The following is a 13,062-nucleotide window of genomic DNA, read 5'->3' as shown; positions in this document are numbered from 1 at the left end:
CGCATCGGGGCCGGGTGCAGTTTCTGCTGCGCGGGCGGGTGCGCGGCCCTGGGCCGGCTGGTCCAGCAGGGGCGCCTGCTCGGTACGCTGGGCGCGGGCCGGCTGCTGCGCCAGCGGCGAAGACAGCAGTGCGGGACGCTTGGGCTGCTGCGCCGGCGGCAGACCGGATTGCTGCTGCAGCGAGGCCGCCTGCGGGCGAGCCCCAGCTTCGCGCGCACCGGTGGGTGCCACCAGGGTGGTCATATCCTCGTTGGCCATGGCCAGGATCTCCACCCCGTCGGGAATATTGCGGTTGGAGAGAATGACGGCATCCGGGCCAAGCGCCTCGCGGACCTGACGCCAGGCCTCGCGAGAAGAATTGGCGATAAATTTCTTGACGTTCATGCTTGCCCTCCAACTAGGCTGGTAACTTTAATCGTTTTCGATTCTGGCACTTCAGCGTGCGACAACACGCGCAACTGCGGCATGGCACGACGCAGGAAGCGCGCCATCAGCGTGCGCAGCGGCGCCCCCACCAGCAGTACCGGCGCGTAGCCAAGCTGCTCCTGGCGCTGCGCCGCAATTTCGGTCTGCTGTACCAGCGAATCGGCCAGACCCGGCTCGATACCGCCGGTGTCGCCGCTGGCCTGCAGCGCCTGCATGAGCAGACGTTCGAGCTTGGAGTCCAGCGCCATGACCGGCAACTCGCTCTCGCCCGGGAAAATCTGTTGCACGATGGCCCGACCCAGCGCGATGCGGACGATGGCCGTGAGATCGGTCGGGTCCTGGATGCGCGCGGCGTGCTCGGCCAAGGTTTCGATGATAGTGCGCATATCGCGAATGTGCACGCCTTCGGTGAGCAGGTTCTGCAACACTTTCTGCAAGGTACCCAGGGGCAACATCTTCGGTACCAGATCTTCCACCAGCTTGGGCGCTTCCTTGGCCAGGTGGTCCAGCAGGCTCTGCACTTCCTGGCGGCCCAGCAGCTCGGAAGCATGGGTGGTGATCAGATGGTTCAGGTGGGTGGCGACGACGGTGCCGGCATCGACCACGGTATAGCCCATGGTCGAGGCCTGTTCGCGCAGGCTGTTGTCGATCCAGACGGCCGGCAGACCGAAGGCCGGGTCGGAAGTCATCATGCCCGGCAAGGGGCCGGTCACCATGCCCGGGTTGATCGCCAGGTACTGGCCGGCATGCGCCTCGCCATTGCCCACTTCCACGCCTTTGAGGGTGATGCGGTAGGCCGAGGGTTTCAATTCCAGATTGTCGCGGATATGGATGGGCGGCGACAGGAAGCCGACTTCCTGGGCGAATTTCTTGCGGATGCCCTTGATGCGCTTGAGCAGTTCGCCACCCTGCCCCTTGTCCACCAGCGGGATGAGGCGATAGCCCACTTCCAGGCCCAGGGTATCGACCGGCATGACGTCGTTCCAGCTGGCCTCCTCGCCTTCGGCGGGCGCGGCCGCAGCTGCTGCGGCTTGCGGGGTGGCGGCGGCACTTTCGGCCTTGGCGGTCTGGACGCGCTTGCTGATGGCATACGCGCCACCGCCCATGGCAGCCGCCAGCAGCAGGAAGGCGATATGCGGCATGCCCGGGATCAGGCCCATGCCGCCGATGATGACGGCGGTGATGTAGAGCACTTCCGGCTTGGCGAAGAGCTGGTTGATCAGCTGGCCGCCCACGTCCTGGTCGTTGGCCACGCGCGAGACCACCACACCGGCGGCCGTCGAAATGATCAGCGAGGGAATCTGCGCCACCAGGCCATCACCGATGGCCAGCAGCGTGTAGTTCTTCAGTGCGGCGTCGAAGGCCAGGTCGTGCTGGACCATCCCCACCACCAGACCGCCGACGATGTTGACCACGGTCACGATGATGCCGGCGATGGCGTCGCCGCGCACGTACTTGGAGGCACCGTCCATGGCACCGTAGAACTCCGACTCCTGTGCCACTTCCTTGCGGCGGGCGCGGGCCTCCGGCTCACCGATCAGGCCGGCATTGAGGTCGGCGTCGATCGCCATCTGCTTGCCCGGCATCGCATCCAGGGTGAAGCGCGCACCCACTTCGGCGATACGGCCGGCACCCTTGGTCACCACCATGAAGTTGATGATGGTCAGGATCACGAACACCACGATACCGACCGTGTAGTTGCCGCCGATCAGGAAGTGACCGAAGGCTTCGATCACCTTGCCGGCGGCGTCCGGGCCGGTATGGCCCTCGGTCAGCACGACCCGGGTCGAGGCCACGTTCAGTGACAGGCGCAGCATAGTCGACACCAGCAGCACCGCCGGGAAGGCGATGAAATCCAGCGGCTTGACAGTATAGAGCGCCGTCATCAGCACAATCACCGAGAGCGAGATGTTGAAGCTGAACAGCAGGTCCAGCATGAAGGCTGGCAGCGGCAGCACCATCATCGCCAGCATCATGACGATCAGGATCGGCGCGGCGAAGGCCTTGCCGCTCTTGATCGGCACCCAGGCCGGAATTTTCATCGTATTGAGTTTGGTCGCCATCGTTACTGCCTGCTTCTATTCTTGGGGCCGCGTGTCTTGGGAGGTGCAGTGGCCGGATCGAGGTCCTTGGGCACGGCCAGGTCGGTCGGCTCCACCGGTCGGTCGCCACCGAACTTGCCAAAGGTGCGCAACTGGAACACGTAGGCCAGCACCTCGGCCACGGCGGTATAAAGGGCTTCGGGGATCTCGTCGCCGATCTCGGTATGGGTGTGCAAGGCACGCGCCAGGGGCGGCGCTTCCAGCAGCGGCACCTTGTGCTCGCGCGCCAGTTCGCGGATCTTGGCGGCGATGTCGTCGGCACCCTTGGCCACCACCTTCGGTGCCCCCATCTTGCCTTCGGTATATTTCAGCGCGACCGCGTAGTGGGTCGGGTTGGTCACCACCACGTCGGCGGTGGGCACCTCGGCCATCATGCGGCGGCGTGCCATGGCGCGCTGCATGGCGCGGATCTTGCCCTTGACGTGAGGATCGCCTTCGGATTCCTTGTGCTCCTGCTTGACCTCTTCGCGCGTCATGCGCAGCTTGCGGCCGTAGTTCCAGATCTGATAAGGGACGTCCAGTACGGCAATGAGGATCAGCGCCGATACGATGGTGATGAAGCTCACCCATAGTAGATACGCCGAATGGGCGCCGGCGGTCTTGAGCGATTCCACGCCCAGCCCCAGCACGGCATCAATCTGGCCGCGAATGGCCAACCAGGCAACGGTCCCCACCAGCAGCGTCTTGAGGACAGCCTTGCCCAGCTCGACCAGGGAGTTGACCGAGAACATGTTGCCAAAACCGCTGATGGGATTGAGCTTGCTGAACTTGGGGGCCAGTGATTCGACGTTGAACAGCCACCCGCCCAGCATCAGGGGCGCGGCCATGGCAGCCAGTGTCATCATGAAGGCGATGGGGATCATGGCAATGGCCACATCCAGCAGATGGGCGCTGAGCATGTTGAACAGCACCACCGGATCGAAGGCCGCGGCACGCTCCATGCTCAGGGTAGCGACCATGATGCGGTCCAGGCTGGTCACGACCGGGCCGCTGAAGGCCCAGACGCAACTACCGCCCACCAGCAGCATCAGGCAAGTGGCCAGCTCGCGCGAGCGCGGCACATCACCCTGCTCACGAGCACGCTCAATGCGTTTACTCGTGGCGGGTTCTGTCCGCTCCATATCGCTGTCTTCGGCCATCCGCCGTATCCCCCTGCAAAACTGCTTGCCCCCCGGCGTCGCGTGCGCTGGACGGATTTCTAGAACAATAGGCTAGGATTATTGGCGACCAGGAGGCGCCATCATCACGGGAATAGGGGCGAAAACGTCCCCCATTTCGGACTAGGCAAAAGCCCCAGGCTCTGCCTTGGACAGAACGGCGCGTCTCGAAGGCGGTGTACCGCACGCTTCTTCGGGCATGGGCGATACAAGGCAAAGTCAGATTTGCATGTTGAATGTGATACGTGGCATTTCCACGACATACTAGGGCAACAATGACGAAGGCCTTGCATATTGCCCATCAGACAATATGCAAGGCCTTCGATGAAGATACCCGCAGGATCAGAAGCCCAGGCTCTCCAGCAGATCGTCGACCTGCCCCTGGTTGGCGATGACATCCTTGCCGGCCGGGTCGATCTGGGGGCCATTGAGCAGGCCCGTGTCTTCGCGCTTGGTTTCCGAGGGCGAGTAATCGACCAGCAGTTGCACCAGTTGCGACTCCAGGTCGTGTGCCAGCTTGGTGACGCGCTTGATGACCTGACCCGTCAGGTCCTGGAAATCCTGCGCCATCATGATGTCCAGCAGTTGCTGCTTGGTCACGCTGCTGTCTTCGCCAGCCTGCGCCAGGAAGGCCGAGGTGCGGGCACCCAGTTCGCGGTACTGGGCTTCCGAGAAGCTGCCGGCGGTAGCCGCTTCCCACTGCGCCTTGAGCTCGCCGGCACCGTCGTGGATGCGCTCCTGCAAGGGGCTGGCCAGTTCAGTGGCATTGAGCACACGCTGGGCGGCCTGTTCGGTCATGCGGGCCACGTATTCCAGGCGGTCACGCGCGTCGGGCATGTCGCTGGCGGCGCGCTCCAGCAGGCGGTCGAAGCCCAGACCGCGCAAGCTGTCGTGCAGGTTGCGCGTCATGTGGCCGATACGGACCAATACCTCTTCGCTGACCGCGGCACCCTCGGTGGACGCGGTACGGGCGGGATTGAGGCCGCCTTCCACCTCAGCCACCTGCAGCCATCTTTTCGAAGATCTTGCCCAGCTTCTCATCCAGCGTGGCCGCGGTGAAAGGCTTGACCACGTAGCCGTTGGCACCCGCCTGGGCAGCGGCGACGATGTTTTCCTTCTTGGCTTCGGCGGTGACCATCAGCACGGGCAGCTTGGACAGGGCCGGGTCCTTGCGGATTTCCTGCAGCATGGTCAGGCCATCCATGTTGGGCATGTTCCAGTCGGAGACGACGAAATCGAACTGGTCGCTACGCAGCTTTTGCAGCGCCTGCACGCCATCTTCGGCCTCGTCCACATTGGTGTAGCCCAATTCCTTGAGCAGATTGCGCACGATGCGGCGCATGGTCGAGAAATCGTCGACGACTAAGAACTTGGTATTGGGACCCGACATGCTAAGACTCCATCTGAACAATTGAATTCGTGGATAACGGCAAGTGCCTACGCTCACTTGAACCGAATCCTTCTTATCTTCCCAGCTTGAGGTGAACCCTCAGGCTGCCTCTCATATGCAACGCATTGTAGTGCAGCAACAGCAAATTTGGCAGAACAATAAGCGTATCGCGCAGCTTCAAACCCGCAGGGCACGGCTTCCGTGTTCCGCCAGCCACGCCAGTACCCTGCCCGGCATGGCCTGCAGCGAAAGAACCTCATGCGCCGCACCAATGGCGATGGCTTCGCGGGGCATGCCGAAGACCACGCAGGAGGCCTCGTCCTGGGCAAAGTTGTAGGCGCCGGCATTGCGCATTTCCAGCATGCCCTGTGCGCCGTCCTTGCCCATACCGGTCAGGATCACGCCCACGGCGTTCTTGCCGGCGCAGGTCGCAGCCGACTGGAACAGCACATCCACTGACGGCCGGTGGCGGTTCACCGGCGGGCCCTGGTCGAGCTGGGTCATGTAGTTGGCGCCGCTGCGCACCAGCTTCAGGTGGGAATGGCCGGGTGCAATATAGGCGTGCCCCGGGAGCACGCGCTCGTTGCCGGCCGATTCCACAACGGAAATCTTGCACAGGTTGTTCAGGCGCTGAGCGAAGGAACGGGTGAATCCTTCGGGCATATGCTGGGTGATCAGGATGCCGGGGCAGTCCGAAGGCATGCGGATCAGGAATTCCTTGATGGCCTCGGTGCCGCCGGTGGAAGCGCCGATGATGATCAGCTTTTCACTACTGGTGAGCGGATTGCGGATCTGCGGCAAGGCCTCGCCGGGGGTGGCTGCCTGCTCGGCCGCACGTGACGGGCGAGCGCGCACGCGTGCCTTGGCGGCGGCGCGGATCTTGTCGGCGATCATGTCGGCATATTCCTGCATGCCGCTCTGGATGGAGATCTTGGGCTTGGTCACGAAATCGATGGCGCCCAGCTCCAGCGCCCGCAGGGTGATTTCGGAACCACGCTCGGTCAGCGAAGACACCATCACCACCGGCATGGGGCGCAGGCGCATCAGCTTTTCCAGGAAATCCAGGCCGTCCATGCGCGGCATTTCCACGTCCAGCGTCAGCACGTCCGGGTTGGTCTGCTTGATCAGCTCGCGGGCGATGATCGGGTCGGGCGCCACGCCCACCACTTCCATGTCCGGCTGGCTGCCGATGATTTCGCGCATGACACTGCGGATCAGTGCGGAGTCGTCGACGATAAGAACTTTAATTTTCATCACTCAATCACTCAAATTTCGGAATTACCCTGCTGACTGATCATGGCCGTCAGAACAGGTCCACCTCGCCGCCCACCGGCTTGGTAACCAGCTTGCTGGCGTAGGCTTTTTCGCGGTCCACCAGGGTATTGTTGTGCATCTGTTTCAGCTTTTTCACCAGCACCTTGCCGGTGCGGGGGAAGAAATACACCTTGCGGGGATAGATATCGTTCAGGTCTTCGGCCACCACACGGATGTTTTCTGCCTTGAGGTAGCGCCGTACGAATTCGGCATTGCGCTCGCCCACGTTGATGGCCGAAAAGCCGCGCAGCACGTTGCCGCCGCCGAACACCTTCGCTTCCAGGTTTTCGCGACGGGCGCCGGACTTGAGCACTTCGTTGATCAGCACTTCCATGGCATAGGTGCCATAGCGAGCCGAGGCCGAGATCGGACTGCCGTCGTCACCGCCCCCGTCGGGCAGCATGAAATGGTTCATGCCACCAATGCCGGAGACACGGTCCCGGATACAGGCCGAGACGCAGGAGCCCAGCACGGTGACGATCATCATGTCCTTGCCGGTGAAGTAATACTCGCCCGGCAGGATCTTGGCGGCGTCGCAATCGAAGGTGCGGTCGTAGTAGAGATTGGTGGCAATCTGCTCGGACGCCTGACTCATGGCTTGGTCCTTGCGCCACGCTGCGTTGCGTTGAGTTCATAGACCGTCTTGCCTTTGAGCTTGAGGGCATCGGAGACATACAGGAAGTTCTCCGAATGGCCGGCGAACAGCAAGGCATGAGGCTTCATCAATGGAACGAATCGGGACAGGATCTTGCTCTGGGTAGGTTTATCGAAATAGATCATCACGTTGCGACAGAAGATCACATCGAACTGACCGTTGATGGGCCAGCCATCGGCCAGCAGGTTCAGTTGCTTGAAGGTGATCAGCTTGCGCAATTCCGGGCGCACGCGCACGTAACCCTCATGGTTACCCTTGCCGCGCAGGAAAAACTTCTTGACCCGTTCGGGCGACATCTTTTCGATGCGCTCCATGGGATAGACGCCATTGGCGCCGGTGGCCAGGACATTGGTATCGATGTCGGTGGCCACGATCTGCACCGGTGGCGTCATCGAGCCATAGGCCTCGCAGGCGGTCATGGCGATGGTATAGGGCTCTTCCCCGGTAGAAGCCGCCGAGCACCAGATGGTGACCGGCTCCTTCAGGGTCTTGAGGAAATCCGCCAGGATGGGGAAATGGTGAGCCTCGCGGAAGAACGAGGTCAGGTTGGTGGTCAGGGCGTTGGTGAAGGCTTCCCACTCGTCGGAGTCGTGGGTGCGTTCGAGCATGTCGAGATACTGCTGGAAGGAAGTGATGCCGGTGGCCCGAAGGCGCCGCGCCAGGCGGCTGTACACCATCTCCTGCTTGCTGTCGGCCAGGGCGATCCCGGCCCGCTGGTAGATCAGGCCACGCACGCGCTCGAAATCACGGCTATTGAAATCGAACTCCTTGCCGGATGATTCGCCCTTGCTTGGCACCGTAGGCTTCACTGTCTTTCCTTCCCTCGCGCAGCCCGCTCGCAGGCCGGCCACTTGCTGTCTATCGCCCGTCCCATGCGGGCGAGCGTCCCCTCGTCGAATAATCTAACAGGCGCCGGACGGGGTCAAGCGAATCAGCCTCGGAAATGAAATGGTTTTACCCCCCTATTGCGACAAGTCAATCCGACACGGGCATGCATACCCTTCTCAAACCTTGGAAATCCTCACCGGCCTTGCCCCGCGCGGGGCGGCCGACGCCCGTACTGCAGTGGACGGCGCCGGGGTGGCAGACGTAGTAGTCGAGACCACCGGTACCGCCGCAGGCGCAGCCGCATGGCTGGACCGATAGCCGACCCGGAAGCCGCCCCAGTGCTTGCCATTGACATAGATCGGCACCGACAGGTCGTGCATCACCTCACCGGTATCGCGCTTGTAGGTCTGCAGCAGGAAAGGCTTGGTATTGGCCCCGCAGCGCTTGCCGGTGCGGTCACTGAAGATGCGCTTGGTACGATTGTTGACCAGGTCGACATCATAATTACCAGTCAACGGCTGGGAAAACTTCTTGTTGTGAGTAGGAAAGTAGCCGTTGTTGTCCACCGCACCGGCATAGGCCAGTTGCGGCATGCGCTCCAGCAGCGCCTCTTGCAGTGCGGGCAATACGCGGTCGGTAAAGCCGTCGAACTGGCTGGAGTGTTTTTGCGGCGAGGTATTGGCAATCGGCTTGTAAGTGCGATCGAAGAGCGCCGTCTCGGAAATCTGCCCGGCGCGGATCGCCTTTTCGAACAGGCTCCCCACCGCCTGCGCGGCTTCTGAGGCGGCCTCGCGGATCTCATCATGACCGCTGCGCGCACCGCCATCGACGATGGCCTCGAATACCGCCTCCGCCCGCTCTGAGAGCAGCATCGCCGACGCCGCCACGCGGGGCAGCTCACCGTCGGTCTGCAGCATACCGTTGCGGATGTCGGTGATGGCCTCGGCGATTTCCTGGGTCGTCTGGACATGTTCGCGCGAGGCCACAGCGATTTCCTCGATCTGCTCCTGCGACTGGCTGGAAGAACGCTCGATGCTGTTGAGCAGCGTATGCACCTTCTCCACGTTCTGGGCCGCCTCCAACACCTTGCTGCTCAGCGAGTTCATCCCCGAGGCCGCCCGCTCGGCCTCTTCAGTGATGGCGCGCACCATGACGCCGATGTCGTCGGTGGCTTCCTTGGTGCGCTGGGCCAGTTGCCGCACCTCCCCTGCCACCACCGCAAACCCGCGCCCCTGCTCGCCGGCGCGCGCGGCCTCGATGGCCGCGTTCAATGCCAGCAGATTGGTACGGGCGGCGATTTCACTGATGACCTCGGTAATGCCATGGATGCGGCGCGACTTTTCCTGCAGTTGCGCCATCATCGACGATGCCGACAGGGCGTCGGTGCGCGCCTGCCCGATCTGCTGCAGGCCGCGATCGACCTCGGCCCGGCCGCTGACGCTCTCGGTACGCACTTCGGCGGCGATCGCCGAGGCGCGCTCCGCATTGGCGGCAATCTGCTCGGTGGTGGCCGCATTCTGCTCGGCTCTGGCAGCAATCCGATCGGCCGCTCCCACGTCCTTGCTGATCTTGTTCTTGATGGTATCGACGAAGAACGAGGTTTCAGCTGCACCGATCATGATGTGATCAATTTCGCCGCTGATCCTGTCGACCATCGCATCGCCACGAGGCTGCCCACGGCCGCGCGCCAGCGCAAAACCGACCAGGCCCAGCAGCACGGCCACGCAACTGACCAAAGGTGCCGCCAGCCAGCGCCCTGCCCCCATGGCATCCAACGCCAGCGCCGCACCGCCACCGAGTACCAGCCCGGCCAACCAGGGCAATGCCACCTGCCAGGCCTGCGACGTCACCCCGGCGCCGGCCGCCCGCGCACTTTTGTTCTTCGCCATCGATGTCTCCTTGCGGGTAGCCCCGCTTCTTTTATTTCCGCCCTGGGCAGAGTTGGCTGCGGACGAAACATGACGCAACACGCCGCATTGTCCCGAGGCTATAGCGCAGAGCTTACGTATAACTGAATAAAACTGCACATGGGCAAGTATTTTTTCACAGCATGGGAATGCATGCAGTGTCCCGGATTGCGGCAAAACGCCCCTCACCTCATGCAGCCCGGGACAGCTTATAATGGCGGCTTTATAGGATAGGGGGGTATGGTATATGGCACACCTGAAGCAAGACAAGGATGCCCTGCTCAACCGTGTGCGACGCATCGGCGGCCAGGTCCAGGCCCTGGAACGCGCACTGGAAGGTGACGCCGAGTGTGGCCGCACCCTGCACCTGGCCGCCGCCATCCGCGGCGCGGTGCACGGCCTGATGGACGAATTGATCGAAGCCCATGCCCGCGAACATGTGGCCCGCCCCGGGCTGACCGACGAGGAACGCAAGCAAGGACTGGAAGAAGTCCTGGAAGCCATCCGCCGCTACGCCAAATAAGGAAACGACATGCCAAGCACCTCCCCCTTGCGCCATGACCACGTCTATCTTGGCGCCAACCACGACCGCAATACCCGCCGCACCCTGTGGGTGGTCGCCCTCACCGCCGTGATGATGGTGGCCGAAATCGCTGCAGGCTACCTGACCGGATCGATGGCACTGCTGGCCGACGGCTTTCACATGGCGACCCACACTGGTGCGCTGGCCATTGCCGCCGGCGCCTATGTATTCGCCCGCCGCCATGCCCATGATGGGCGCTTCAGCTTCGGCACCGGCAAGGTCGGCGACCTGGCCGGCTTCGCCTCCGCGCTGGTACTGGCGGTGATTGCCATCGGCATCGGCGGCGAATCCCTGTGGCGCCTGGCCAGCCCGAGTGCGGTCGATTTCAGCGAAGCCATCCCGATCGCCGTGGTCGGACTGATCGTCAATATCGCCAGCGCCTGGCTGCTGATGGAGGGGCATAATGGGCATCATGGGGATCACGACCATCACGGTCATCCGGGTCATCACGATCATGATCACGGGCATGCGCATGAACACCATGCCCATCCTCAGGACGGGCATGGACACGGCCACCATCACCATGGACACGACAACAATCTGCGCTCGGCCTATCTGCACGTCGTGGCCGACGCCCTGACCTCGGTGCTGGCCATTGCTGCCTTGCTGGCTGGTCTCTATCTGGGCTGGACCTGGCTGGATCCCTTGATGGGCGTGGTGGGTGCCGTGGTCATTGCACGCTGGTCGTATAGCCTGCTGCGCTCCAGTGCGGCGGTGCTGCTCGACGTGACCGATGCCCAGGTCGCTGCCCGCATAGAGCAGGCGCTGGCCGGCGCGGAGGTACAGATCGATGACCTGCATGTCTGGCGCATTGGACCGACTGCGCGGGCGGCAATTGTGAGCGTATCCGCCGCGAAGGCGGCTTCTGAAGACCTGCTTCGTCAGAAATTATCGGAAGTGGACGGCCTGCGACATCTCACGTTGGAATTGAGACTGCGCTGATACCGGCGTGGTGAGCCCCCCCCACACACACAGAAATGAAAAACAGCGGCGTAGGCCGCTGTTTTCGCGTTATGTGCCGCTTTTCTTACACCTATATGCAGCATTCGGCATCAATCAGCGCCAGCCGCGATGCCAGCCATAGTGCGGATGATGCCAGCCCCAGCCGTAATAGGAATGGTATTCCCAGACCCAGCCGGGTCCGGGTGAAGCGTAGGTCGGCTGCACGTAGACCACACCCGGGGGCGCAACGTAGGTCGGCTGTGCCACGTAGGCGGGCCGCACGGTAGGCGGTGCGACCACGCAGCCGCTCAGGGCCGTGACCACGGCCACGGCCGGAATCAATAGTAGGGATTTCATGCTTGCGCTCCTGATCTTGTTTGGCGGAATGTACCGGCTAGGGTTGGCCGGCTGCCACTTATAAGTGGTGATCAGATAACGGATGGGGTTAAGCACGGGCGGACGCGGAATTGTGTGTTTATGTAACCTCGCCCCCCCTTCCCGCCAGGCTCAAGCCCCACGCAAAATCGATCACGCCAATGAAGAGCTCGCGCGGGTCGAACCTGATGGAATCTTTCGCCCCATGAAACCAGCCAATGGGCGTTCGACATACCGGTTGATCAGGTAGGCAAAAACGATCATCGTGGCGCAAACCAGCGCCAACAACAGCCACTTGTCCAGCCTGTTACCGATCAGGTTGTAGAGCACCAGCCCGACGTTCAAGTGGATCAGATAGATCGGGTAGGACAGACTGCCTAGCAGGCGTGAAACACCTGCATAGGTGGCAGAGGTCGATCGACGGGTGATGACCACGACAAACAGCAGGTAGAACGCCGTGCAAATGACGACAACCGATTCATTGTAGTAGGCAAGGCCCGTGTAATGGGCGGCCCGCCGCACCAGGTCCAGAAGCTCATAGTGGATGCCCACGGGTAGGGTCAATACCAGTAGCGCGAGCCGGAACCACGTAACACCTCGCTTGGAAATGCGATAGAAGAGACAACCGGCGATGAAAAAGCTGGCGAAATTGGTAATGAAATACTTTTCCACCAGCTCGCTCTTCAAAAAGATCTGCAGGATCGACAACAATAACCAAGCTGCCAAGACCCATTCAATCCTTGCCATCTGCCCCAGGAACAGGACGAAAAGAACCAGAAGATAGAACTTCAATTCCACGAGCAACGTCCAGTAGACCCCATCGACAAAACCGATGCCGAAGAATCCGTTGAGCATGGTCATGTTCAACACATATCGCGGCACGGTGAGATGAAAGATATGGTTGATGAAGATATAGGTGAGAACGAAGCTGACTGTGCAGCAGAACCAGTACGCAGGATACAGACGCAGCACGCGCGAGCGCAGGAAGACACGAGGCGTGACGTTCTCCGAACTCATCAAGATGACGAAACCGGAAATCATGAAAAACAGATTGACTGCCAGGTAGTTGTACTTGACGAAGTTGGCAACCTCGCCATAGAACACTGGAGAGTAATCATCCCCCTGTGCAAAACCGCGGACCAGATAATGCAGCAGCATGACACCGACTGCGGCGCAAAAACGAAGGATATCAACGTCGTGATAGCGCCGATGGGCTTGGGTAGATTGCCCGGGCTGATTTGACTGGTTCATCGCGAGGTCACTCCGCAAATTCTGTAGAGACCTCGCGCAAGGCGATGCGGTTGCAGTAATTCGGAGTTTTTTCTCGCACAGCACAAAGCGCCATGCCTTATTCGGGCCGAACCGGGGGCATCAAAAGTGAGG

General features: G+C 61.7%; 12 protein-coding genes and 1 pseudogene. 2 read left to right on the top strand and 11 right to left on the bottom strand.

Features of this window, described 5'->3' with window-relative positions; genetic code table 11:
- The 9 genes and pseudogenes from HFRIS_RS18130 to HFRIS_RS18090 all read right to left on the bottom strand — a co-directional run.
- Nucleotides 1-384 (bottom strand): annotated as a pseudogene (locus HFRIS_RS18130) (flagellar biosynthesis protein FlhF); the annotation flags it as partial.
- Nucleotides 381-2,489: a flagellar biosynthesis protein FlhA gene (gene flhA / locus HFRIS_RS18125; protein WP_006712755.1), complete on the bottom strand. Its 2,109-nt coding sequence runs from the start codon at nt 2,487-2,489 to the stop codon at nt 381-383. The pseudogene HFRIS_RS18130 and the gene flhA, both read right to left, overlap by 4 nt.
- A gap of 2 nt (nt 2,490-2,491) precedes the next feature.
- On the bottom strand, nt 2,492-3,667 hold the full coding sequence (gene flhB, locus HFRIS_RS18120) for a flagellar biosynthesis protein FlhB (RefSeq protein WP_039876338.1): 1,176 nt from the start codon (nt 3,665-3,667) through the stop codon (nt 2,492-2,494).
- A 360-nt stretch (nt 3,668-4,027) separates the two neighbouring features.
- Complete coding sequence (cheZ, locus tag HFRIS_RS18115; protein WP_006712753.1) at nt 4,028-4,687, bottom strand: protein phosphatase CheZ; 660 nt, start codon at nt 4,685-4,687, stop codon at nt 4,028-4,030.
- The gene (cheY, locus tag HFRIS_RS18110; protein ID WP_006712751.1) at nt 4,680-5,075 is read right to left on the bottom strand and encodes a chemotaxis response regulator CheY; all 396 of its coding nucleotides are present in this window, start codon (nt 5,073-5,075) and stop codon (nt 4,680-4,682) included. The genes cheZ and cheY overlap by 8 nt, the downstream gene beginning before the upstream one ends.
- Nucleotides 5,076-5,252: 177 nt before the next feature.
- Nucleotides 5,253-6,329, bottom strand: coding sequence for a protein-glutamate methylesterase/protein-glutamine glutaminase (locus HFRIS_RS18105; protein WP_039876336.1), 1,077 nt, complete (start codon nt 6,327-6,329; stop codon nt 5,253-5,255).
- A gap of 49 nt (nt 6,330-6,378) precedes the next feature.
- Nucleotides 6,379-6,984, bottom strand: a complete 606-nt coding sequence (gene cheD / locus HFRIS_RS18100; RefSeq protein ID WP_006712749.1) for a chemoreceptor glutamine deamidase CheD — start codon at nt 6,982-6,984, stop codon at nt 6,379-6,381.
- Nucleotides 6,981-7,853, bottom strand: a complete 873-nt coding sequence (locus tag HFRIS_RS18095) for a CheR family methyltransferase (protein ID WP_006712748.1) — start codon at nt 7,851-7,853, stop codon at nt 6,981-6,983. Before HFRIS_RS18095 ends, cheD begins: the two co-directional genes overlap by 4 nt.
- A gap of 195 nt (nt 7,854-8,048) precedes the next feature.
- Nucleotides 8,049-9,695: a methyl-accepting chemotaxis protein gene (locus HFRIS_RS18090; protein ID WP_039876355.1), complete on the bottom strand. Its 1,647-nt coding sequence runs from the start codon at nt 9,693-9,695 to the stop codon at nt 8,049-8,051.
- A gap of 331 nt (nt 9,696-10,026) precedes the next feature.
- Between HFRIS_RS18090 and HFRIS_RS18085 the strand changes: the two genes are divergently transcribed.
- Nucleotides 10,027-10,302 (top strand): metal/formaldehyde-sensitive transcriptional repressor, encoded by a 276-nt coding sequence (locus HFRIS_RS18085; RefSeq protein WP_006712746.1) that lies wholly within the window; start codon nt 10,027-10,029, stop codon nt 10,300-10,302.
- Nucleotides 10,303-10,311: 9 nt separating this feature from the next.
- Nucleotides 10,312-11,304: a CDF family Co(II)/Ni(II) efflux transporter DmeF gene (dmeF, locus tag HFRIS_RS18080; protein ID WP_006712745.1), complete on the top strand. Its 993-nt coding sequence runs from the start codon at nt 10,312-10,314 to the stop codon at nt 11,302-11,304.
- A 114-nt stretch (nt 11,305-11,418) separates the two neighbouring features.
- On the opposite strand, the gene HFRIS_RS18075 is transcribed toward dmeF, so the two are convergent.
- Together HFRIS_RS18075 and HFRIS_RS18070 are read right to left on the bottom strand one after the other, a co-directional pair.
- Nucleotides 11,419-11,661, bottom strand: coding sequence for a hypothetical protein (locus HFRIS_RS18075; RefSeq protein WP_039876334.1), 243 nt, complete (start codon nt 11,659-11,661; stop codon nt 11,419-11,421).
- 171 nt (nt 11,662-11,832) lie between these two features.
- Entirely contained in the window at nt 11,833-12,930 is a 1,098-nt protein-coding gene (locus tag HFRIS_RS18070) for an acyltransferase family protein (protein ID WP_006712743.1), read from the bottom strand.
- Between the last annotated feature and the right edge of the window lie 132 nt (nt 12,931-13,062).

Origin of the sequence: Herbaspirillum frisingense GSF30 (genome assembly GCF_000300975.2) — a bacterium.
GTDB classification, from domain to species: Bacteria; Pseudomonadota; Gammaproteobacteria; order Burkholderiales; family Burkholderiaceae_D; genus Herbaspirillum; species Herbaspirillum frisingense.
The sequence above is the reverse complement of the archived record's forward strand: the minus strand, read 5'-3'. Positions and strand labels throughout refer to the sequence as shown.